At 35.4% G+C, this 24,457-nt stretch carries 16 protein-coding genes and 3 tRNA genes; 7 read left to right on the plus strand and 12 right to left on the minus strand.

The window, feature by feature from the left end:
• The first annotated feature begins 27 nt into the window (after positions 1–27).
• The gene (locus RNZ46_RS16505) at positions 28–3,390 is read left to right on the plus strand and encodes a ThuA domain-containing protein (protein WP_316983274.1); all 3,363 of its coding nucleotides are present in this window, start codon (positions 28–30) and stop codon (positions 3,388–3,390) included.
• Positions 3,391–3,859: 469 nt separating this feature from the next.
• A complete protein-coding gene (locus RNZ46_RS16510) occupies positions 3,860–7,840 on the plus strand; it encodes a DUF7619 domain-containing protein (RefSeq protein ID WP_316983275.1) in 3,981 nt (1,326 codons plus the stop codon).
• A 288-nt stretch (positions 7,841–8,128) separates the two neighbouring features.
• Here the strand turns inward: RNZ46_RS16510 and RNZ46_RS16515 are convergent, their stop codons facing one another.
• From RNZ46_RS16515 to RNZ46_RS16540, 6 genes are all read right to left on the minus strand, one after another.
• Entirely contained in the window at positions 8,129–10,072 is a 1,944-nt protein-coding gene (locus RNZ46_RS16515; protein ID WP_316983276.1) for an auracyanin family protein, read from the minus strand.
• A 2-nt stretch (positions 10,073–10,074) separates the two neighbouring features.
• Complete coding sequence (locus RNZ46_RS16520; protein WP_316983277.1) at positions 10,075–11,967, minus strand: 3-keto-alpha-glucoside-1,2-lyase-like domain-containing protein; 1,893 nt, start codon at positions 11,965–11,967, stop codon at positions 10,075–10,077.
• Positions 11,968–12,241: 274 nt separating this feature from the next.
• Entirely contained in the window at positions 12,242–12,754 is a 513-nt protein-coding gene (gene azu / locus RNZ46_RS16525; RefSeq protein ID WP_316983278.1) for an azurin, read from the minus strand.
• 272 nt (positions 12,755–13,026) lie between these two features.
• A tRNA-Pro gene (locus RNZ46_RS16530) sits at positions 13,027–13,101 on the minus strand.
• Between the two features lie 182 nt (positions 13,102–13,283).
• Positions 13,284–13,371, minus strand: a tRNA-Ser gene (locus tag RNZ46_RS16535).
• A 90-nt stretch (positions 13,372–13,461) separates the two neighbouring features.
• The gene (locus RNZ46_RS16540; RefSeq protein ID WP_316983279.1) at positions 13,462–15,510 is read right to left on the minus strand and encodes an HD family phosphohydrolase; all 2,049 of its coding nucleotides are present in this window, start codon (positions 15,508–15,510) and stop codon (positions 13,462–13,464) included.
• A gap of 129 nt (positions 15,511–15,639) precedes the next feature.
• Between RNZ46_RS16540 and RNZ46_RS16545 the strand changes: the two genes are divergently transcribed.
• Together RNZ46_RS16545 and RNZ46_RS16550 are read left to right on the plus strand one after the other, a co-directional pair.
• A complete protein-coding gene (locus tag RNZ46_RS16545; protein WP_316983280.1) occupies positions 15,640–16,818 on the plus strand; it encodes an acetyl-CoA C-acyltransferase in 1,179 nt (392 codons plus the stop codon).
• 6 nt (positions 16,819–16,824) lie between these two features.
• Positions 16,825–17,574: a C40 family peptidase gene (locus tag RNZ46_RS16550; RefSeq protein ID WP_316983281.1), complete on the plus strand. Its 750-nt coding sequence runs from the start codon at positions 16,825–16,827 to the stop codon at positions 17,572–17,574.
• Positions 17,575–17,695: 121 nt separating this feature from the next.
• Here RNZ46_RS16550 and RNZ46_RS16555 read toward each other — a convergent pair whose 3' ends face one another.
• Positions 17,696–17,941, minus strand: coding sequence for a hypothetical protein (locus tag RNZ46_RS16555; protein ID WP_316983282.1), 246 nt, complete (start codon positions 17,939–17,941; stop codon positions 17,696–17,698).
• A 218-nt stretch (positions 17,942–18,159) separates the two neighbouring features.
• Positions 18,160–18,232, minus strand: a tRNA-Lys gene (locus RNZ46_RS16560).
• Between the two features lie 143 nt (positions 18,233–18,375).
• On the opposite strand from RNZ46_RS16560, the gene RNZ46_RS16565 reads away from it, so the two are divergent.
• Complete coding sequence (locus RNZ46_RS16565) at positions 18,376–18,897, plus strand: shikimate kinase (RefSeq protein ID WP_316983283.1); 522 nt, start codon at positions 18,376–18,378, stop codon at positions 18,895–18,897.
• Here the strand turns inward: RNZ46_RS16565 and RNZ46_RS16570 are convergent.
• Positions 18,889–19,383, minus strand: coding sequence for a phosphoribosyltransferase family protein (locus RNZ46_RS16570; protein ID WP_316983284.1), 495 nt, complete (start codon positions 19,381–19,383; stop codon positions 18,889–18,891). The genes RNZ46_RS16565 and RNZ46_RS16570 overlap by 9 nt on opposite strands.
• Before the next feature lie 36 nt (positions 19,384–19,419).
• Complete coding sequence (locus RNZ46_RS16575) at positions 19,420–19,791, minus strand: RNA-binding S4 domain-containing protein (RefSeq protein ID WP_316983285.1); 372 nt, start codon at positions 19,789–19,791, stop codon at positions 19,420–19,422.
• Positions 19,792–19,872: 81 nt separating this feature from the next.
• Between RNZ46_RS16575 and RNZ46_RS16580 the strand changes: the two genes are divergently transcribed.
• Positions 19,873–20,916 carry an FKBP-type peptidyl-prolyl cis-trans isomerase gene (locus RNZ46_RS16580; protein ID WP_316983286.1) on the plus strand — a complete coding sequence of 348 codons (1,044 nt, stop codon included), beginning with the start codon at positions 19,873–19,875 and terminating at the stop codon, positions 20,914–20,916.
• Between the two features lie 68 nt (positions 20,917–20,984).
• On the opposite strand, the gene RNZ46_RS16585 is transcribed toward RNZ46_RS16580, so the two are convergent.
• Together RNZ46_RS16585 and rocD are read right to left on the minus strand one after the other, a co-directional pair.
• Positions 20,985–21,443 (minus strand): DUF5362 family protein, encoded by a 459-nt coding sequence (locus RNZ46_RS16585; protein ID WP_316983287.1) that lies wholly within the window; start codon positions 21,441–21,443, stop codon positions 20,985–20,987.
• 5 nt (positions 21,444–21,448) lie between these two features.
• A complete protein-coding gene (gene rocD / locus RNZ46_RS16590) occupies positions 21,449–22,693 on the minus strand; it encodes an ornithine--oxo-acid transaminase (protein WP_316983288.1) in 1,245 nt (414 codons plus the stop codon).
• A gap of 283 nt (positions 22,694–22,976) precedes the next feature.
• Here rocD and rlmD point away from each other — a divergent pair, with 283 nt between their 5' ends.
• A complete protein-coding gene (rlmD, locus tag RNZ46_RS16595) occupies positions 22,977–24,392 on the plus strand; it encodes a 23S rRNA (uracil(1939)-C(5))-methyltransferase RlmD (protein ID WP_316983289.1) in 1,416 nt (471 codons plus the stop codon).
• Positions 24,393–24,457: the final 65 nt, after the last annotated feature.

A 24,457-nucleotide genomic window follows, 5' to 3' on the forward strand; every position in this document is an offset into this window, starting at 1 on the left:
ACCAATATTCAACTTAAATATCTTAAAATGAAACCTAAATTTATAAAATCCATTCTGATTTTCGTCATAAGTATTATGATAATGTCATGTGGCACAAAAGAAGAAAAAATACTGGTGTTTAGTAAAACTGAAGGTTTCAGACACGGTTCTATTGAAGTTGGAATAAAGGCATTAAAAAAACTGGGAAAAGAAAATAACTTTAACGTTGTTGCCACTGAAGATTCCCTATATTTTGTTGAGGATTCCTTAAAACAATTTTCAGCAGTCGTTTTCTTAAACACCACGGGCAATATTCTAAACGACGTACAGCAAGCAGATTTTGAGCGCTATATTCAAGCCGGTGGTGGGTTTGTAGGCGTGCATGCTGCTACCGATACGGAATACGAATGGCCGTGGTACAACAAACTTGTTGGCGCTTATTTTGATGGCCATCCAAAAATTCAAGAAGCGATACTAAATGTGATAGATAAAAATCATGAATCGACCAAAAACCTTGAAACACCTTGGATAAAAGAAGATGAGTGGTATAATTTTAAAGACATCAACCCAGATATTAATGTATTAATTACCATAGACGAAACCAGTTACCAGGGAGGTACAAATGGTGACAATCATCCTATTTCATGGTATCATAATTTTGATGGTGGTCGCGCTTTTTATACCGAAATGGGACACACCAACGAAACCTTTGAAAACCCCATATTTTTAAATCATTTATTAGGTGGGATTAAATATGCTATCGGCAAAAATACGCTCGACTATACAAAAGCCACATCAGATCGTGTGCCACCAGAAAACCGATTTGTAAAACACGTGTTGGATTTTAATTTGAATGAACCTATGGAATTGGATGAACTACCAGATGAAGGTATTTTATTTGTAGAACGCCGAGGCGCATTAAAACTATACGATTTTAAAACAGAACAAACCGAAACCATTGCACAACTCGATTTATTTTACGGTAATGAAGATGGCTTACTCGGTTTGGCAGTAGACCCCAATTATAAAACAAACCGTTGGATTTACTTGTTTTATTCTGCTCCAGGCGATGAACCTTTGCAACATATATCGCGTTTTAATTTGGTTGACAAAAAACTGGATTTAGATTCTGAAAAAATCCTCCTCAAAATTCCCACGATACGGGAATGCTGCCATAGCGGTGGCGCTTTAGAGTTTGGTCCTAACGGACATTTATTTATCACCACAGGCGATAATACCAACCCGTTTGAATCGTCAGGCTATGCACCCATTGACGAGCGCGAAGGGAGAGCCCTTTGGGACGCGCAAAAATCAGCCGCAAACACCAATGATTTAAGAGGAAAAATTTTAAGAATTAAACCCGAAGATGATGGCACCTACTCCATTCCAGAGGGAAATTTATTCCCCAAAGGAACACCAAATACAAAGCCGGAAATTTATGTGATGGGTTGCAGAAACCCATTCAGACCTTCAATAGATAGCAAAACAGGCTTCGTGTATTGGGGCGATGTAGGTCCCGATGCTGGTGTCGACAATGCCAACCGAGGGCCTAAAGGCCTGGGTGAGTTTAACCAAGCCAGAAAGGCTGGGTTTTGGGGTTGGCCGTATACCAGAGGAAACAATCAGGTATATAACGATTATAATTTTGCAACCCAAGAATCGGGAGCAAAATTCGACCCGAATCATTTAGTCAATAATTCCCCAAACAACACCGGTTTAAAAGAACTTCCCGTAGCTCAAGAATCACTTATTTGGTATTCTTATGACAAATCTGAGGAATTCCCGTGGTTGGGTGTTGGTGGTGTAAACCCTATGGCGGGTCCTATCTATCATGTTTCCGATTATCCCAAGGCAAACGAATATGCTTTTCCAGAATATTTTGAAAACAAGCTGATTGTTTACGAGTGGATGCGCGATTGGATTTATGTAGTAACGCTCGATGAAAACTACGATTATAAAAAAGCAGAACCGTTTATGCCATCCACAGAGTTTTCGCATCCTATGGATATGATTTTTGGTTCGGATGGAAATTTATATGTTTTAGAATACGGTCAAAAATGGAACACCCAAAACCTAGATGCGCGTTTAAATAGAGTATCATATATCAAAGGAAACAGAAAACCTATTGCCAAAATCACATCAGATAAAACGGTTGGAGCCGCACCATTAACGGTAAATTTTTCAGGATTGGAATCTATTGATTATGATAATGATAAACTCACTTATGCATGGTCCTTTACCAATAACGAAGTGCAATCAACAAAAGCAAATCCGTCATTCACCTTTGAGCAATCCGGGACTTACACCGTGCAATTAAAAGTAACCGATAAAGAAGGCGAAACATCAACAGCAAAAACCAAGCTTTTAGTTGGTAACGACCCACCGGAATTAAGCATTCAAATTGACCCCGATAACACATCCTATTGGGATAATAAAAAAATAAATTATAAAGTAATTGTTAACGATAGGCAAGATGGCAGTACCGAAGATGGTTCAATTGCAGCCAACAAAGTAAAAGTAACTTTAGATTATATTCCGGAAGGCAACGATTTAATAAAAGCTACTTTGGGGCATCAACAAAATACGGTGCCCGAAGGCAGAAAACTTATTGATGGCAGCGATTGCAAAGCTTGTCATGCAACCAACGAAAAGGTAAATGGCCCAAGTTACATCGAGATTGCCGATAAATACACCACCAAAGATGCGGGTTATTTAATTAGTAAAATCATTAAAGGCGGAAGCGGTGTTTGGGGAGAAACCATGATGTCTGCGCACCCGCAATTAAAGCCCGATGAAGTTGACAAAATGGTAACTTATATTTTGTCGCTGAAACCAAGTAAAGCCGAAGCAAAAAAGCAATTACCCATAAAAGGTAGCATTACATTTAACGAGCATATTGGCAGTAAAAACGAAGGCATGTATGTTTTAATGGCTTCTTATTTGGATAATGGCAACGACGGACAACCAGAATCCATGCTTTCGGCCAGAGACCAAATTATTTTTAAAGCGCCTAAAATTCAAGCCGAAAGCGCCATTGAAAAAAGTGAAGGCTTAGGAAATTGGAATACCGAAGGCGAAAACCTTGTGGGCTCTATTGTCCATAATTCCTATTTAAAATTTGATACTATGCCTTTAAAAGATTTAAAAAGCATAAAATTCGCCACCTTTTTCGCGGGCAATTATGCTTATGAAGGTACTGTTGAAATTAGGGAAAACGCCCCTAACGGAAATCTTATTGGCAAAACACAGTTAAAATATTTCAACAAAGACAAAAGCCAAATGAAATATTATAACATACCCGTAAAACCACAAACGGATGAAGCTTCGCTATATCTTGTATTTAAAAATGAAAAAGACAAAATGCAAAATATAACCAATGCGAATTGGATATTGTTGAATTATAAACGTTAGAAGTTATTGTGAATCAATTATATATAAAACTCTTTATATTAGAACAAACCTAATCCCAAAGTGTTGGAAGCAAAAAGAAATATCTGAGAAATTAGATTTTTTGATAATTAATGAGACGTTGTGTTGTTCCTAAAGAAATCTAAAACTTAGTTTTATACCAAAGTTAATTTGGATTTCAACAGAAAACTTTCCTTTTTCTGTGAAGAAGATTTGGATGTTTTTTTGTTTTAGGATGTATTTAATTACGGAAAACCAAGAGGGCTATGTTAAAATGATTGGTTTAGAAATTAATAGATTAAAGAAAGAATAGTTAGCTTCCCTTTTAACTTGATAAAAGCAGATCTTCATTATAGTTAAACGATAAAAAGAAGGAATTCTTAGTTGTAAGGCAATCTTTTCAAAAAGGATTAAAAACCTTCTATTATTCACTTTTTTTTTAGTTTATTTGTTTATAATACTCAATCTCGCTATGAAAAAACTAATACTTTCGTTTTTATTTCTATTTATTTTCTCAAATATTAATGCGCAAATCCAAATTGGGGAAAATATTCCAAGTTCTTCAGGAAGCCCTGTTTCAATTTCATCGGATGGTTCAAAAGTGGTTACTAGTTATATCCCATCTAATGGTATTGGTATTCATAAAGTAAAAGTTTTTGAAAATATTAATGGAAATTGGAGTCAATTAGGCCAAACAATTAATGGAGAAGTAAGTGGAGATGGGTTTGGTTCTTCTATTACGATGTCCGGTGACGGTAGTCGTATTGCGATTTATTCTATTAAAACAGCTGAGGTTTCTTCTAATTATGGCCATGTGAGAATTTATCAATTTAATGGAATTGAATGGATTCAATTAGGTAATGTTATAAGTGGAGAAAATAGTACTGATATATTGGGTTCTTCAATGTCTTTCTCCAGTAATGGATCAATAATTGCTTTAGGGGCTCCAGGTATAGGAAATCCATTTATCGATGTAGGGTATATTCGTGTTTACAATTTTAAAAATAATGAATGGCAACAAATAGGGCAGAATATTACTGGAGGTAGAGTGTCTCCCTATTATGCCGATAAATTAGGAGAATCAGTTTCTATTTCAAATAATGGTGAAAGGTTGGCAGTAGGTGGATCAGGATATAGTGAATATCTTCCTGAAAGTAATTCATATAAATTAAATCTTGGAGTGGTTAGAATTTTTGATTACAATTTAGCAACAAACAATTGGGAGCAATTAGGAAGTGATATCATTGGTGAAAGAGTAGGTGATGCCTCTGGAGCCTCTGTTTCTATTTCAAGTGATGGCACAATAGTAGCTATTGGGGCTGCATACAATGATGAAAAAGGGTTGAATTCTACGGGACATGTAAGAGTTTTTAAATATAATAATGCTGAATGGATTCAAGTAGGACAAGATATAGATGGAGATAAAAAAAATGATAAATTAGGTGTTTCAGTGTCTTTATCTGGTGATGGTAAACAATTGGTCAGTGGTGTATCCTTATCTAGATCTTCATCTGGTTTTGTAAAAATATACAAGTACTCTGAATTAGAAGGGAATTGGATTAAATTTAATGATATTGAAAACAATAGTGGGCAAACTAGTCAATCAATATCATTATCTAAAGATGGAAGTACATTGGCATTTCAAAATAGGGTTGGTGCGCCATATGTTACTCAAGTATACAAGGTGAGTTTTAATGAAGTTTCTGGAAAAATCTCTGCTGATTTTGGTAATAATGGTTGTTTATCAAAATCTATTCAATTGGAAGGAATAAAGGTTTCTGCGATTAAGGGAGATGAAATTATTTCTGCTTATACTGATGAAGATGGAAATTACTCTCTTTTGACTAATATAGGTGCTTATAATATTATTTTGGATTCAGAAGGTAATTATAAATATCTAGATTTTACACAGACTAAAGAAATAGGTTTTGATGATTTTGGTAATAGTGAAACTTTAAATTTTTGCATTACTTCGAATATTACTTTAGAAAATGAATTGAATGTTAATTCTCAAAATTCAAAGACATTATGCCTGAATAAAGATGGTAGTGTATTAGCTGTAGGGGTAAATAATTCTGAGGCTTTTACGGACTCAGGCTATGTAGAAATTTATGATTATGTTAACAATGAATTTGTTAAAAAAGGAGCAACACTTATTGGAGATTCTGATGACAGTCAATTTGGTAAATCTATTTCATTATCAAGTTCTGGTAATAGAATAGCAATTGGAGCTCCATATGATTTCGGAGCTCCCAGAAATGATCCTAATATTCCTTATGAAAATGGAGAAGGAGGAGAAGTTAAAGTATATGATTATATAGACGATAATTGGGTTCAAGTTGGACAAAATATACAAGGAGTTAATCAGGACAATTTGGGTTATTCGGTTTCTATATCAGAAGATGGATTAAGTTTAGCTGTGGGAATCCCTGAATTTAGAGATATTGGAAGAACTGCCGGAAGAGTTGAGGTTTATGAACTAGTAAATGGAGTTTGGGTGGAACTTGGATTACCCATTGATAATGGTACTTCTTTCAATGAACATTTTGGAGTAAGTATTTCTTTGTCTCCAGATGGGAAATATATTGCAATTAATGAAACTAAAAACCCTGATTACAATGAGTTAGCTAAAGTCAGGGTTTTTCAATATAACTCAGAAACTAATACTTGGAAACAAAGAGGAAATGATTTATCGGGAACAGCAGAGCAGAGTTTTAGTTACACCAGAGTTTCTTTGTCAAGAAATGGACTGATATTAGCGGCTGGTGCTGGTGGTAATAGTGTCAGAGAAAATTATGTTAAAACGTTTCAATATGATGGAAATGATTGGGTGCAAATGGGGAATACGCTTGTCGAAAGTGTATTAGGTTCTTTATCAGATGACGGTAAAAGATTATCCGTAAATATAATACCTAACGATGGTTCACCTAATAATGATATATTTTATACAAGAGTTTATAATTTTAATGGAATCTTTTGGGAACCTTATGGCATTGATATAGAATCTAATTCTTGCTGTAGCGCTCCAGATGCTATTGAGCTCTCAGGCCAAGGCAATAGATTGGTTACAAATTATTATCAATCTAGTATAGTTTATATGTATGATTTAGATGGGAATGCAATTACTGGTATAGTTTCTTTTGACAATCAAAACAATGGTTGCTCCAACCATTCAATACCAGCAAAAAATTTAAAAATAAATACAATTAAAGATAATATAAAGACTACAAGTTTTACAAATGAGCTTGGTTTTTATAAGTTTCCTGTAAAGGAGAATGGCATGTATAATGTTGAGGTTGCTGATAGCAGATTTAACATTACTCCAAATTTGAGTGAAATAGAATTTATTGGAGTAGAAGGAAAGAAAATAGCTGATTTTTGTGTTTCTGCAAATACAATTGAAAATAATGTGTCTGTTACTCTTCTTCCTATTACAGAAGCACGTCCTGGGTTTAATACTACATATCAAATTGTATATGAGAATACAGGAACAACAATTTCAGAAGGTAATATAGAATTTCAGTTTGACAATACATTACAGTCTTTTGTAAGTTCAACTCAATCCGCGAATCTACAAACTATCAATACACTTACTTATAATTATAGTAATTTATTGCCTTTTGAAAGTAGAGTTGTAAATGTAATTTTGAATACTGAAGCCCCTTCAATTGTAAATGCAGATGACGTATTGCCGCTATCTGTATTTATTACATCTAATGAAACTGATATTAATTTATCTGATAATACTTTTGAATTCAATCAAATCGTTGTAAACTCTTTTGACCCCAATGATAAGCAAGTGGTACAAGGACGTAAAATTTCAATTGAAGAAATAGGTGAATATCTACATTATATTATTCGTTTTCAAAATAAAGGAACAGCAAGCGCTATTAATGTAAGAATTAGAGATGTCTTAGAAGATAAATTAGATTGGGACACATTTTTACCAGTATCATCCAGCCACTCTTATAGAACTCAAATAACAGAGGGTAATTTAGTAGATTTCATTTTTGATAACATTTTACTACCAGCAGAACAAGATGATGAACCTAACAGTCATGGCTTTGTTGCATTTAAAATTAAACCAATAACTGATGTAAATGTTGGAGATGTTATAACTGGTAAAGCAGATATTTATTTTGATTTTAATTCACCTATTATTACTAATACGATTAGTACCGAAATTGTTAATAATACTCTTAATGTTAGTGAAAACAAGTTAGTTGATTCTTTTAAAATCTATCCAAATCCAACAAATGATAAAATTTATACATCTACTAAATTAGGAATAAATATTGAAAATATTAAGATATATTCAGTTGCAGGGAAATTACTTTTTGAGAAAAACAAGGAATCCAAAGAAATTGATTTAAAATCTTTTCCGAAAGGAATGTATTTCATAAATATAATATCTGATAGAGGAAGTGTCACCAAAAAGATTATTAAAAATTAGTTTTTGTTGGTTTTATAAAAGATTGCATTGGTTTCGTTAAGGTTTTATGAAAATAATATTTAATAGTTCGAGCCCCTTCCAGAACGAAAGACTACTTAAGAAGGCTAATAGATAAGAGTATTTTCCTGTAATAAACCTCGAATAAATTATGTCATTCCGAACACTATCGAAAACAAAATATATTTTGTTTGAAGATATAAAGTGAAACTTATGGGGATAAACCTCATCAATATAAGATTTCTCTAAGTTTACCTTGAGCAGAGTCGAAATGACAAAAAAATTAAACCATCAATCCAAAGCATTAATCCAAGCCGCAATTTTTAGTGCTTCGTCTTTTGGAACTTGAGGCATGGGCGCCATAGGTGTGGCATATTCCGGCCAGTTTTTAGGCTGTGGGTTATAAATAAGTTCCACCATTTCCTCATCGGAATAATTGCGTTTGGCTATTAACTTAAAAGAAGGCCCCACAATTCTTTTTTCCTTATGATGACAGGCCACACACGTATTGTTGGTTAATAGAGGTTGCACTTGTTCATCAGTTAAAACAACTTTCGTCTTTTTAGCTCCAGGTTTTTTAATGACTTTAGCTTTTTTCACCACTTTCTTTGTTAAACTTGACGACCGTTTGGTTGACAGTTGAGACATGGCTAATTTATCGCCTTCAGCAATATTGTTCAACGTATAATAAAAAGTGGGGTGCAATGTTAACTGACCCGATTCCTTTTCCTTAACACCGTTTAAAGTGATTTCATGCACATAAAACGGCCTTAAATTATCGGTAACAATACGCACTTTGTAACCATCGTCACTCACTTTAACACCTTTTAAATTAATGGTTTCCAGATTGGTTTGCGGACTGCCATAAGCGGCGTGGTATTTATAGATATAACTTTTGCCTTTATACGAATCTAAATCCTCAGCAGAATTTTTATCAACAGGTTTTGTGAATTCAATTTCAAAACCATCGGGCATCGATTTTACGGTTTTCATTTCAAAAGGAATGCGCCCTGTCCACGTCAGGAATTCCAAACCGGAATTGGTGGTGCCTGCCGATCCCCAACCTCTATTGGTTTCACCCACAAAAAGGTTTCCGTTGTGGTCAAAATCCATACGCATCACTCCGGATTGAAAGCCCGATCTAAAATCGAACGCAACCCCTTGATATTCTCCTTTGACTTTTTCAAGAACCACACGCATAATTTTGCTTTGTCCCATATCGCCAACAAAAACCTGTCCGCTAAATGGCCCAAACTTCCCACCTGTTTCATCTACTTTTATTTCAGAATTTGAAATACCCAAAATACCGTGAGGCAATACCACTGCAGGCAATTGCATTTCTGGAAAAGACGCCTTGGCTTTATAAACAAAATCGGGGTTTTCTTCATCAATAATATTTTCAGGTTTTACGTAGTGTCCATTTTTTTTGATTTGGCGTTTATCTATTTTACTATAAAACTCCGCTTCAGTAAGTTGTATTGGTGAATCTTGATATTTGCTCCATTTAAGTCCCGCAGGATGCGCTGTAAACACGCCTTTAGGCAAGTGCCACAAACCTCCTGAACCAATCCAATCGCCTTGGTTATCGGTATAAAACAACTCATCATCAATCAAGCCATAACCCGCTGGCGAACGCATTCCAGTGGCCCAAGGTTCCATTCGGCCATCTTCATAAATTTTCATGGTCCACCCACGCCATGGCACACGACTCTCTCCGCGCCACCACTCTTCATTTCCAAAAGCTACATTCGCCGTTACAAAAAACGCATTATCCGGAGCTAAAACAGGACCAAAAGAATATTCGTGGTAATGTGTTGATAATGGCCACGCATAAATAGTTTCGTAAACATCGGCTATCCTATCGCCATCAGTATCTACAAGTTTTGTAAGCTCGCCCCGTTGTGCGGTGTATAATGCTCCGTTTTTGTATGCCAATCCTAATGGTTCGTGCAATCCGGATGCAAACTTTATAAATTTAGATGGATAGCCATTAGCCATGGTTGGGTTTTCTATAATCCAAACATCGCCACGTCTGGTACAGACCGCAATACTGCCATCAGGCAGCGACAAAACTCCGCCGCCTTCAATCTTTACTCCTTCAGGAGTTGGTACTTTTGTTATGCGGTAATAATCTTCTTCTTTTGCTGTGGTTTGAGCCAGTATAATTTGTGAAAAACCAATCACCATTAATAATACTATTACTTTTATTTTATTATGAATTACTTTGTCTATCATATTTACCAAATTATTTCATATTTAATGTTACTACCATCTACAGGAATTATCAATTCTGTTTCGCCGTTTACTTCTCGTATTAAAGGGATTTGATCCGACTGCACTTTAACGTAATACTGTTGATTCTTTATAAGATAAGCGCCATCAGACATTTTTTCAACCTCGCCAGAAGCCAATTTATAATACCAATTTGTTAAACCGGATTTTGAAAATTGAATGTCGTGAATCACATAATTATTATTTACATCGGGTGTGATTTTATTTTCAATATCAACATCTTTATATCGGTATTTAAAGATGGGCAACCAAGTGGTTTTATCTATAACATAGCCTTTTGAAACAAAATCTGGAGCTGTTCCTGTTTTCGGGAAAGGAGCATTCAAATCTGAAAGTTGTGCTATGGGTTGATTTAAAAAGGTCCACTGTACCGCACCTTTTGGTTTAAACGAACCATCACCTCGACTATGCCACATGGGTGTTGCATCGACAAACTCGCCTCGCCAAACGCCAACAAGGTTTCCTGCTCCTAAATCGTAAATATAATTAACACCTTCGGGCGTACCGACGCCAATGGTGTGCGACAAACGTTTGCCATCGCCGTTAAAGCTTACAAACGCTCTTAACAAACGGGGTTTCGCATCGGGTTGAACAAATATTGGTGACACCGTATTTATATTGGGCGGATAAGAATCATAGGCATGAAAATCTTTCGAATTGGTAGATTTACTTTTAATAGACAATCCCAATCGTGGCGCTCTCCACGCCGCCGATTTTATATTTATGAGAATGAATTTATGGGTTCCTTTTGATAAGGTAAGATCTTCATTTAACAAGCCTTGACCACTCGAAGAATTATCCTCAATAATTTTTTTATTGTCAACAATAAGCTTTACTCCGCCGGTATACCCTACGCTAATCGTGTAATTGTCTTCCTCTTTTACCTCCAGGGTTCCTATATACATAATGCCATATTCATCTTCCTCACCAACACTCAGAATATCGATTTTATTGGATTTTCCGGTGGAAACTTTAGCGTTTTCATTCAATTCGTCCAGTCCTTTAAATGCACCTTTATAAATTACATGCGAAAGCGATGTTAACGTCACTGAAGCTTCTTTTAACAATTGATATTTAAAATTCCGAATGGCAACGGGTCCGTGATTTCCTTGAATTAATAATGGCCCTTTTGCAACCTCGTTTTTTTCGATGGGACCGCCGGTATAAGTTGGAACTTCAACATTGCTATGAATTCGAACACCGTTTAAATCGACTGAAATAAATTTAGCATTCGATATTTTTTCACCTGCCTCATTAAATCGTGGTGCCTGAAAATGTACTTTGTAGGTTTGCCATAATCCCGGAGCTTTTGAAGCATTGCTGGTTGGCGGAATGCCTCTGAAAATTTTATCTTCATCGGTTTCCCAATTATTGTGAAACCCACCCATATCGGAACCCAAAGGGTTTTTAACACCATAACTATCCTTTAATTGCAACTCATAGCGCCCTTGAAAATAAATCCCGGAATTAGAACCTTTAGGAAGCAGCACGTCTATTTCCAAAAGTAAATCTCCGTGTTCCCAATTGGTGATTAAGGCATCATGTTTTTCTTTATTATTAATATTTAAAAGTACACCTGTTCCTGGCGTTGATGTAATAGCTTTTGGAGGCTCAATGGCATGCCTTTTTTTTCTTCTTCGCTTCTTTTTCTTTTTTGATTCTTGCATTTCCGATGCTTCATGGTGCACATCAATATGCCTGTTTACCGTTACGCCGCCCACAACTCGCCAATTTCCAGCTTGTGTTTTAAAATCATTGAGATTGTCGAGTTTTATTTCTTCTTGAGCATTTAGACAAAGCCCAAAAAAGACAAGTATCAATAAAAATTTGATTTTCATGTGTTTGTTTTTATTATAGTTCAATGGTCACATGTAGCTTCCATACAATCATATTCATGGATGTTGAATTCTGGATATGGAAGTTTCATAAATATTTCTTGTTATGACATACAATATAGAAATTTACACCCATATTGTTGTTCAGTATTATTCACTGAAAAAAATTAAACTAAAAAACAAACCGTTAATTGTTGAAACCATCTCTTTAAAACCAAAAAAGTCTGAGGTTAAAAATCTCAGACTTTTTTAGTACACTCGGTAAGGTTTGTTTTAATTACTCCACAATAAATTTACCTTTCATAACGGCATAATGCCCCGGGAAACTACATAAAAAATCGTATTCGCCAACTGCTGGCGCGTCAAATTCTATCACAGTGGTCTCTCCTGCTCCAATTAACTTGGTGTGTACAATTATATCTTTAGTGTCTTTAGGAATATATTCGTTTTCCGGGAAGGTAGCTGCATGATTTCCAAAAGCAGAGATACTTACACCCTGTTTCAGCAATACAAAGTTATGCCCCATTATTTTCTTGTCCAACTTACCTATGTGCTTAAGCGTCAACTTAACCTTTTTACCTGCTTCAACTTTAATTTCGGTTTTATTAAACTGCATTAAATCATTGGAGGTTAAAACCACTTCATTCTGGTTTTTTTCTTCCACTTTTTTTGTCGTACTTTTTTTATTTTCGTACGTAAATCCTTCTTTCTTTTTTTCTTCTTTTCCTCCACAGCCAATCAAAATGGCGCATGAAAAAACAGATGCTAATACAACTTTAAGCGTTTTCATTTTTAGTGTTTTTAATAATATGTGATTTGTATAAATTATCAGATATCGGCAGTCTGATATTATGTCCAAATATAACCATTAAAGCTGATATTGCTGTGCAGTTTTGTTCACTGAAATAAATTATACGTGGTAAGAGTTTTAATTTTTACTTTGAAAACAATTTGGCCTTCGGATTAAAAAATATTTTTAAATTAAAGGCTAGCTCTGAAAACATAAAAACCCGATAATCATATGATTATCAAGTTTTTGTTACTAATTGATTTGTTAAAAAGTCGGGGTGGCAGGATTCGAACCTGCGACCTCCGCGTCCCAAACGCGGCGCGATAACCGGGCTACGCTACACCCCGAATTTTAATAGAGATGAACAACTAATATTGGAAATTCAAAACTCTATTTCATTTGATGATTTCCTGAGCGTAGTTTATGCCGCACTTGATGCGGTACTACACCCCGAAAATGTATAATCGCTGTGCAGTTTATCTCGAGCAATGTCGAGAGGCTACACCTCAATTTGGTTATCTAATTATTGCGGAGAGACGGGGATTCGAACCCCGGGTACCCTTTTGGGGTACGACGATTTAGCAAACCGCTCCTTTCGGCCACTCAGGCACCTCTCCTTTTTTATGAACAATGCAATAAAATTGCGGATGCAAATGTAATATAACATACGTAAGAACGCAACTATTTTATTTACTTTTTTGCAAAATTTATTCTGGGTATTCAATACGCAAATGGTAAATATTTGCTAGCTTGTGCTTTAACACTTTTTTTATGGACTGAATTTCTTTAAATGTGATGTTGGCATTTAAGAATTGCCCCTCTTCTATTTGTTTATTAATAATGTTTTCAACAAATGTATCAATCTTTGAAGATGTTGGCTCCTTTAAACTTTTCGATGCGGCTTCCACACTATCGCACATCATTAAAATAGCGGTTTCTTTACTAAATGGTTTTGGCCCCGGATAAGTGAAATCGGACTCATCAACATCTTTATTCTGTTCTTTTTCTTTCTTATAAAAATAATATACCATACTTGTACCGTGATGCGTTCTAATAAAATCTATAACGCGATCGGGTAGGTTGTTTTTTCTGGCAATTTCAATACCATCTATAACGTGGTCGATTATAATTTTCGCGCTTTCTTTTGCCAATAATTCATCGTGTGGATTAATTCCCGTAGACTGGTTTTCGGTAAAATAGGTTGGGCTTTTCATTTTTCCAATATCATGATACAATGCCCCTACCCTAATTAACATGGCGTTGGCCCCAATTTCGTTAGCCGATGCTTCTGCCAAATTAGCTACATTTAATGAGTGGTGGAATGTTCCCGGAGCTATATTTGAAAGTTCCTTTAATAATTTTGAATTGGTATCGGACAATTCCAAAAGCGATACATCTGAAACTAAACCGAATATTTTTTCATAAATATAAATTAAAGGCTGCACAAACAAGGTGGCAAGTCCGCACAGAATAAACCAAATAAAGGTTTGCCATTCAATAGTTTCAACCGTGCCTTCGTGTATTACAAAAAAAGCAAAGTACGCCACGATATAAATTAGGGTAATTTGCCCAACAGAAATAAACAGATTGGCTCTTTTGTACAACTCCGAAACCGTTAAAATGGTTACAATACCCGCTATGATTTGAAGGAACATATACTCGTAACTATTGGGTACCACAAAGCCCAAAAGCAGTACGGTTATAACATGTGCAAACATCCCCAATCGGGCATCGAAAAAAGCCTTTAAAACCAATGGTAAAATACAAATGGGCACCACATAAATATACTTTGAATTATAGTTTATAACCATCGTTGATATAAAAACCATTAACAGTATATTGAAGAAAATAAAAGTGACTTTCGTGTTGTTTTCAAATACATCGGGTCTGTATTTTCTAAGGAATAACAATAGCATTAATAAAGCCAGAGCCACCAATAAGATGTAAGCAAACAAGATCCAGTTGTAATTGGATTTGGTCCAAACTTGCGATTCGTATTCAGATTGTAACGATTTTAAAATTTGGTATTTGTCGCCTTCAATAACCTCGCCTTTCGAAATAATTAAGGTGCCTTTTTCAACGCTGCCTTGGGCATAAGCTATTTTATCTAATTCCTCTTGCAACACCTTGTCGGTTGTCGATTTGTCATATTCCAAATTCGGTTCAACCAAATCGAAAAACAGCGATACAAATTTGTTTTTGTACTTTAATAAATTCTGATTTGACAGTACTTTTTCAATAACCGATACCACTTCATCTTGCTTGATTAAGTTTGAAAACAATACTTTTTCTTTTTCAACACGGTTCTCAAGTAAGGCTATAACTTGACTGTCTGAAAAATCATAATCTTCAGTTAAAATACCGAATCGGTATAGTTCCTTAATAATTTTATGTCCTGTTTTTAATAAGTCGCCTAAGTCATTTTCGCTAATAGAATCGGTAAACGTATTTTTAAATTGGGCTTCAAATGTGTTGGTTACCTTAGTTTCAATAGCGCTATCTACATTAAAATAGAGTATGGAATTGTTGGTAATCGAAATCTTTTCACTGGCAATTTCCTCATTGGTCTTTTTAATGGCAAAATTAAAAGGCGCGTATAAATTTTCGGACTGCCAAGGTTTCCCTTTTTCAAAATTATATTTGAATTTTCCGCTTTTTGGGAATAAATACACAATTAAAAACGTTGTGCATATAAACAATAATCCTTTATAGATTAAGGAATGGTTTCGGTAAAGTTTATTAATAAAGTCTTTCATTTAATACTTTAGTATTTTCAAATGTAATAAATTTCTAAGCGTATTCTATTTATTTTATAATATAGTAATCATTCAAATTTCTACTAAAAATTGATTATTTTCGTTGCATTAAAATTTAAGCATAAAAAAATGAGTAAAGAAGTTGTTATTGTATCGGCAGCAAGAACGCCAATTGGTAGCTTTTTAGGGGCTTTATCTACCGTTCCTGCTACAAAATTGGGGGCTATTGCAATTAAAGGTGCCCTAGAAAAAATAAACCTTAAACCCGAGTTGGTCGAAGAGGTTTTAATGGGTAATGTTATTCAAGCAGGTACAGGGCAAGCACCAGCACGACAAGCCGCAATATATGCCGGCATACCCAATACGGTGCCTTGTACAACTATAAATAAAGTTTGTGCTTCGGGCATGAAATCCGTTATGCAAGCCGCTCAAAGTATTGCCCTTGGCGATGCCAATATTATAGTGGCCGGTGGTATGGAAAACATGAGTTTAATTCCGCATTATTTATACACGAGAACGGGCACAAAATTTGGCCCAACCACTTTAGTTGACGGCATGCAAAAAGATGGATTGGTAGATGCATACGACCAAAATGCCATGGGTGTTTGCGCTGATGCTTGCGCCGTTGAATATGAGTTTTCCAGAGAAGATCAAGATGCTTTTGCCATACAATCGTACACGCGGTCTGCAGCTGCTTGGAACGCCGGAAAATTTGATAACGAAGTGGTTCCTGTTGAGGTGCCTCAACGTCGAGGCGAACCTATTATAGTTAGTAAAGATGAAGAATTTACTAATGTAAAAATGGAAAAAATCCCTGCTTTACGTCCAGCTTTTACAAAAGATGGCACCGTAACCGCGGCCAACGCATCAACCATAAACGATGGCGCTGGAGCGATGGTTTTGATGAGTAAGGAAAAAGCCGAGGAATTAGGCTTAAAACCTTTGGCTACCATAAAAAGCTATGCTGATGCTGCACACGAACCGGAATGGTTTACAACGGCCCCCGCAAAAGCGCTGCCTAAAGCTTTAAATAAAGCCGGCATTACTTTAAACGATGTTGATTATTTTGAATTTAACGAAGCGTTTTCGGTTGTTGGTTTGGCCAATATGAAAATTCTCGGGCTCAATGACAACAATGTAAACATTAACGGTGGCGCGGTTTCACTTGGGCATCCACTGGGATGTTCTGGGGTAAGAATCCTAATTACCTTATTAAATGTTTTAGAACAAAATAATGCTAAAATTGGTGCGGCGGCTATTTGCAATGGCGGTGGTGGTGCATCAGCAATGGTTATTGAACGAAACTAATATTGAATGCAATACGGAATTTGTAATTTAAGCATTGTTTCCTTAAGATTAGAACCGTCTGATAAAAGCGAACTTATTTCGCAAGTATTATACGGCGAGTATTTTAAAGTTTTAGAACAACGTAAATCTTGGAGCAAAATCAGGCTCGCTTTTGATAATTATGAAGGTTGGATAGACAATAAACAATACATTGAAATTACTGAAGAACAATACCATCTTTTAAACAAAGAAGCCCCAAAACTTTCATTGGATTTGGTTGAGTTTGTACAGGATGCGCACGAGCAATTGTATTCCATTCCATTGGGGTCTTCGCTAAATGGATTATCGATTTTAAACCATCACTTTGATGGTAATTCAAACACCAATAATGCTTCTAAAAGTAACCTTATAAAAACATCTTTTTTGTACCTCAATACGCCCTATCTTTGGGGCGGAAAAACGCCTTTTGGTATAGATTGCTCAGGCTTTACCCAAATGGTTTATAAACTAAATGGTTATAAACTACTAAGAGCAGCTTCGCAGCAAGCCACACAAGGTGAAGCACTGAGTTTTATTGAAGAAAGCGAACCCGGAGATTTAGCGTTTTTTGATGATAACGAAGGCATCATTACACATGTTGGCATTATCATGAAGGACAATTACATTATTCACGCATACGGCAAAGTACGTATTGACCGATTAGACCATTCCGGTATTTATAATGTGGATAAAAAAATGCACACCCATAAATTAAGAGTGATTAAAAAGATTGTTTAATCTTCAAATAAATGGTCTCAGATTTTAACAGATACAAACCTAAATAATAACCATATTGTTTAGGTTTTTTTTATGGAATATTACCATTGGAAGTTTTAGCTGTTTACTGCCGTCTTTTTCATTAACTGATAAACTTCCAAGGACTGATTAAAATGCCATTGTTCGTGGGTGACGATAATATCATAACTGCCTTTAAAACAGTTTTCCCAAAGAACGATACCAGAAATACTAATTTAGCTGTAAACGGGGTTTTATAATTGCCCTTTCGAACAGCATCAATAACCGGAAAATAACTTTTGTTGATTACAATTAAGTGTTCCATGTTTTGCGCTATACTCCAAGTCGCTGCATTTGGTTTCCAATTCATTTACTCAACACTTAAGCCACCAAAAATGTCCGCAAAATTTTGGGTGGTCTTATCAATCTATGTAATCCATTGTTTCATATCAATTATATGTAACTAAATTAGCAAATAAAAAAACGAAAATAAAATCATAACGGGTGTTGCACAGAAATATAAACCTCCTAAAAGTAAAAAACCTTGCCAATTATAAAATTAGCAAGGTTTAGAATAATTCTGTTTTGTGACCGGGCTGGGGCTCGAACCCAGGACCCTCTCCTTAAAAGGGAGATGCTCTACCAACTGAGCTACCCGGTCATTATTTCAGCGCCAACATTATTACCGTTAGCGGGTGCAAATATAAAATGTTTAATTAATAAAACAATACTTTTTTTAAATAAATTTTCGTTTTTTTGTAGCACTTAAACGTATGTTTTTAATAATCAATTTATAGCGTAAAAATGATTGTAGTTTTAATTGGGTATATGGCTTCTGGAAAATCTACTTTTGGTAGAATTTTGGCAGAAAAATTAAATTATGACTTTATTGATTTAGACGATTACATTGAAGAAAAGGAAAACACATCCATTAGCGACATGTTTACTTTGAAAGGTGAAATCTATTTCAGAAAAAAAGAAACCCAATATTTAACCCACATTCTACAAAACAAAAAGAAGCTTATTTTATCCTTAGGCGGTGGCACCCCTTGTTATAGTATTAATATGGAAACCGTTTTAAATTCAAAGGATGTGGTAAGTATCTATTTAAAAGCCACAATACCAACCTTGGTTAGCCGATTAAAAAACGAAAAAGCCAAACGACCTTTAATTGCTCATATTAAAACAGACGATTTACTTGCCGAATTTATAGGAAAACATTTGTTTGAACGCGCCCCCTTTTATAATCAAGCTGATAAAGTGATTTTGACAGACAACAAATCTGAAATCGAAATTATTGAAGATATCCTTTTGCAGTTATTCTAAAACCGCTTCAATTTTTTCACCTTCTAAAAAAACATTAACGTGCTCGTGCAACGATGTTGATAAAGAAATTCCTTTAAAATCGGCTTTAATAGGATACTTTTTATGATTTCTATTGACCAAAACCGCGGTTTTAAATTGCTTTAATGGCACATCTAAAAAATGTTTTACACCATAAATTAATGTGGTGCCAGAGTTTAAAACATCATCAATTAAAACCAAAGATTTATTTTGGTACTCCTTGGCAGGAATAGATGTTTTAATTGGCGATAACGGATTTTTTTTATCAATACTTACTTTACAAAGTATCGGATTTATTTCAGAAATTTTACCAAGTGCTGTTTTTAGTTTTTTTGCAAGTATGTAGCCATTTCGGTCTATGCCAGCCAAAATAACCTCGGTTTCATTCACGTTGTTTTCATATATCTGAAAAGCTATACGTCTTATTTTATGATTAATTTCAGTTTGAGTCAGGATTATATTGTTCATGGCACTAAGGTTCTGCTTGTTAATTAAAGTTTAAAATTACTCATTTCCTTCAGTAAAATCATCAATATCGCGTCTATCTTTTTTTGTGGGCCTTCCAACGCCTTTTTTTCGGTAATAATCTTTGGCATATTTTAAAAGCTCTTGGGCTTCAAATTGTTCTTTTGGTGTCAAATCCGTTCTATAAATATCAACCAGTTTGGCTCCAATTCTGCTTTCAGGAATATCGTTAACCTTTATTTTATAGTTAATTTGGTTTTTCCTTAACTCCACAATATCTTGCGGAAACACCTCTCTACTGGGTTTAACAACATCGTTGTTTATTTTAACCTGTCCTTTTTTGCAAGCTGTTGTAGCCAAAGTTCGGGTTTTATAATACCTAATACACCATAAATACTTGTCTATTCGCATACAATTATTCTAAAAACTACGTTAATGTTGTTGTGCAAAACTATATTAAAATTGTATCTTGCGCCTCAAAAATAATCAATAATGAGAAAAGGAAAAATAGCTTTATCTATTTTATGTTTAACCGTTGGATTTGTGTCTTGTAATAAAGATGATGACGGCGATACTTTTACCGAAGTTCCACAAAGAGACCGAGCCGAACAACAGGCTGCAGACAAAGACTCTTTGGTTAAATATTTAAGTGGGCATTATTACAATGCCAGCGCATTTATTGACAATACCAACCCGAGCATTAAAGATTTAGAAATTACTACAATTACGGATGAAGTTATTTCTAGCGATGCCGATTCGTTGTTAATTAATGCGGTAACTTTAAAATCCGTAGATTTTGCCGAAACAGCTTACGAGTTTTACATCCTTGATTTAAACCCAAATGCTGGCGGCGAATCTCCTAAATTCTCAGATCAAATTCGAGTAAATTACGAAGGTTTCACTTTGGATAATGAAGTTTTTGACAGTGCCGTAACACCCGTAGATTTCGATTTGGTATCGTTAGTTCCGGGTTGGAGAAAGGTTATGCCATTTTTTAAGTCAGCCGAATCTTTTACCAACGAAAACGACGGTACGGTTAGTTATACAAACCACGGTGTTGGCGTTATGTTTTTGCCTTCTGGTTTAGGCTATTTTAGTAATGCTACGGGCGGAATTTCGTCATACACATGTATCGCATTTAAGTTTGATTTGTTTCAGATAGCTCAAAACGATCACGATAATGATGGTATTCCATCTTATTTGGAAGACTTGAATGGCGATGGTGAATTTACTTTAAATACAGGTGTAGATACTTTTGACGGTGATGATACGGATAATGATGGTATTCCTGATTATTTTGATATCGATGATGATGGCGATGGCGTACCAACCCTAAATGAATTGGAGCACAAAACCTATACGGTTGATACTAACCAAGGCGAAGAAGAGCCCGTGTTAGCTGCTGAAGAATTTGAGTTTAGCAGATCTACAAGTGCTGGTGTTATTACTATAAAAACGGTAACCATAGTAGATTCCAATAACGATGGTTTGGCCGATTACCGAGATAAAAACATTGCTATAGATTACTTAGAGTAGTAAAATAAAAGAACTAAAAAAAAAGCGACCAATTTGGTCGCTTTTTTTCTGCCATTAAATCTTTATAATTAAAATGAAGATGATGTAAACAACATGCCGCCCAAAAACATTAAAACATAAATGCTAATAATTACAATAGCAAAAATGTCCATAAATTTATAATGCGACTTTAAATTGGTAAAAGCCGATTTTAAATCCGCTTTATTTGTAGTACTCAAAGCCTTTTTCATCATTCTTGAAAAATTAAATAAATAGAGCACTGGAAAAAAATAAATGAGGCCCATGCCCACATAAATAAGTCCGAAATACCCCATTGAAAACCCCATGGCATTATTGGGGTTGCTACTTCCAAAAGTATTGGCACCCATCATTGCGCCCAAAAATATTCCGGCAATTACCATAAGGCCTATTCCTATAAAACCAATTATAGATAACAAATACGACCAAGAGGAGGTTTCTTTTAAAAGCCCTTTAATATCTTCGCCAATTTCCAATTCAAAGCTTTCAAAAACCGATTTCTGTTCCATACTATTTAACCTTCAAACTGTTTTAAAGTATCTATAATGATACGCACACAATCCAACAACTGATCTTCGCTAATAACTAAAGGTGGTGCAAATCGGATGATGTTTCCGTGTGTAGGTTTTGCCAACAAGCCGTTATCGCGTAACGCCAAACAGATATTCCAAGCGGTATCGCTGTCTTCATCATCATTAATTACAATAGCATTAAGCAAGCCTTTCCCTCTTACTAAAGTAGCAATGTTGCTTGTTTCTATATATTTATTTATTTCGCTTCTAAACAATTGCCCCAAGGTTTCAGCGTTATTTGATAAGTTTTCCTCTTTTACAACCGTTAAAGCAGCAATAGCCACAGCAGCAGCAATAGGGTTACCACCAAAAGTACTCCCGTGGTTTCCTGGTTTTATAACATTCATAACATTATCGTTTGCTAAAACCGCAGAAACCGGGTATGCTCCACCACTTAAAGCTTTACCAAGTATTAAAATATCGGGGTTTACATTTTCATGGTTTACAGCCAAAAGTTTTCCGGTTCGTGCAATACCTGTTTGAACTTCATCGGCAATAAAAAGCACATTGTATTTTTCGCATAATGCTTTTGCTTTTATTAAATACCCTTCGCTTGGCACATAAACACCAGCTTCCCCTTGAATGGGCTCTACTAAAAAGCCGCCAACATTTGGGTTATTTTTTAAAGCATATTCTAAGGCTTCTAAATTATCATATTCTATCTTTATAAATCCTTTGGTATAGGGCCCGAAATTTTTACGTGCTACGGGGTCGTTTGAAAATGAAATAATGGTGGTTGTACGACCGTGAAAGTTATTTTCGCAAACAATAATTTCAGCTTGGTTTTCATCAATACCTTTTACTTCATAAGCCCATTTTCTACAAATTTTTAAAGCTGTTTCTACGGCTTCAGCTCCTGTATTCATGGGTAATAGCTTATCAAATCCAAAAAATTCGCAAGCAAATTTTTCGTATTTCCCTAGCATATCATTGTAAAATGCCCTAGACGTTAAGGTTAAGGTTTGTGCTTGATTGGTCATGGCTCCAATAATTTTTGGATGACAATGTCCTTGGTTTACCGCAGAGTATGCAGACAGAAAATCGTAATACTGTTTTCCTTCTACATCCCATACATGCACACCTTCTCCCCTGCTTAATACCACAGGTAACGGATGGTAATTGTGTGCACCATACTTGTTTTCTAAATCGATCGCTTGTTGCGAAGTTAATTGGTTTAAAATTGCCATTTTAAAGAATTTAATTATTAAAAAAATGCAATTCCTTCTGTACCTTTATTCTTTCGGAATCCCAAAGTTTATCGGGACGAAAAAGCAGCGTGGGAGAGAAATCATCCCTAGGAATTGCAATATTAATAAATATTTATGGCGTTTTAAAATTCTATTTGATTTTATAAGCTCTAGAAAACGATTGAAATAGATAAGGTTTTATAGTTTTAGAACCACCAATTTTTTCAATAACATTTTTTACATCATTCCAAAAAAGTATAAATGAGTTCAGTATTTTTGCAGCATGTCAAAAAGAAGAAAACAGAGAAAACAAGTTTTTGAAAACGTTGAAGTAATCGACGCCGGAGCAAAAGGAAAAACCATTGGCAAAGCGCCCGATGGGAAGGTTATTTTTTTACCCAATGCCGTTCCGGGCGATGTGGTAGATGTGCAAACTTTTAAAAAGCGAAAAGCGTATTACGAAGGAAAAGCAACGGTTTTTCATACATTATCCGATAAAAGAACCGAACCTGTATGCGAGCATTTTGGAACCTGTGGCGGTTGCAAATGGCAAGACATGGCTTACGAACACCAGCTGTTTTACAAGCAAAAAGAAGTCACCAATAATTTAACCCGAATTGGCCATATTGAATTACCGGAAGTGACACCCATTTTGGGTTCTGCCAATCCATATTTCTATAGGAATAAAATGGAATTTTCGTTTAGCGATTCGCGTTGGTTAACCGTTGAAGAAGTGCAATCGGATGAAGATTTGGGCGACCGAAACGCGCTAGGGTTTCATATTCCCGGAATGTGGGATAAGATTTTAGACATTAAAAAATGTCATTTACAAGCTGATCCGTCAAACGCAATTCGGAATGCGGTAAAAGCGTTTGCCGTTGAAAATGAATTGGAATTTTTCAATACCAGAAATCAAACCGGATTGTTGCGGACCATGATGATTCGCACATCGAGTACGGGCGATATTATGGTGATGATTCAGTTTTTTAAAGAGGATAAAGCAAAACGTGAATTGCTATTGGATTTTATTGCTGAAACGTTTCCGCAAATCACTTCTTTACAATATGTTATAAACGGAAAAGCGAACGATACCATTTACGATCAAAACGTGATTTGCTATAAAGGCGCTGACCATATTTTTGAAGAAATGGAAGGTTTGCGTTTTAAAATAAATGCCAAATCGTTTTATCAAACCAATTCCGATCAGGCCTTCGAACTTTATAAAATAACACGCAATTTTGCTGGATTAACAGGCAACGAACTCGTTTACGATTTATACACCGGCACGGGCACCATCGCCCAATTTGTCGCCAAAAAAGCGAATAAAGTAGTTGGTGTTGAAGCCGTACCAGATGCCATTGCCGCCGCCAAAGAAAATGCACAATTAAATAACATTAAAAACGTTGAATTCTTTGTTGGCGATATGAAACAGGTGTTTAACACCGAGTTTATCACAGCACACGGGCAACCCGATGTTATTATTACCGATCCCCCACGTGATGGTATGCATAAAGATGTGGTGCAACAAATATTAAATATTGCACCTAAAAAAGTGGTTTATGTAAGCTGTAACAGTGCTACACAAGCTCGGGATTTGGCGTTAATGGACGCCATGTACAAAGTTACCAAAACACAAGCTGTGGATATGTTTCCGCAAACGCACCATGTTGAAAATGTTGTGTTGCTGGAAAAACGTTAATGGTTTATTTGTTAATTCGTTTATTTGTATAAAAATAATAATTGGCATTCCTGCAAACCCCGATA

The sequence above is a fragment of the Hwangdonia lutea genome, assembly GCF_032814565.1.
GTDB classification, from domain to species: domain Bacteria; phylum Bacteroidota; class Bacteroidia; order Flavobacteriales; family Flavobacteriaceae; genus Hwangdonia; species Hwangdonia lutea.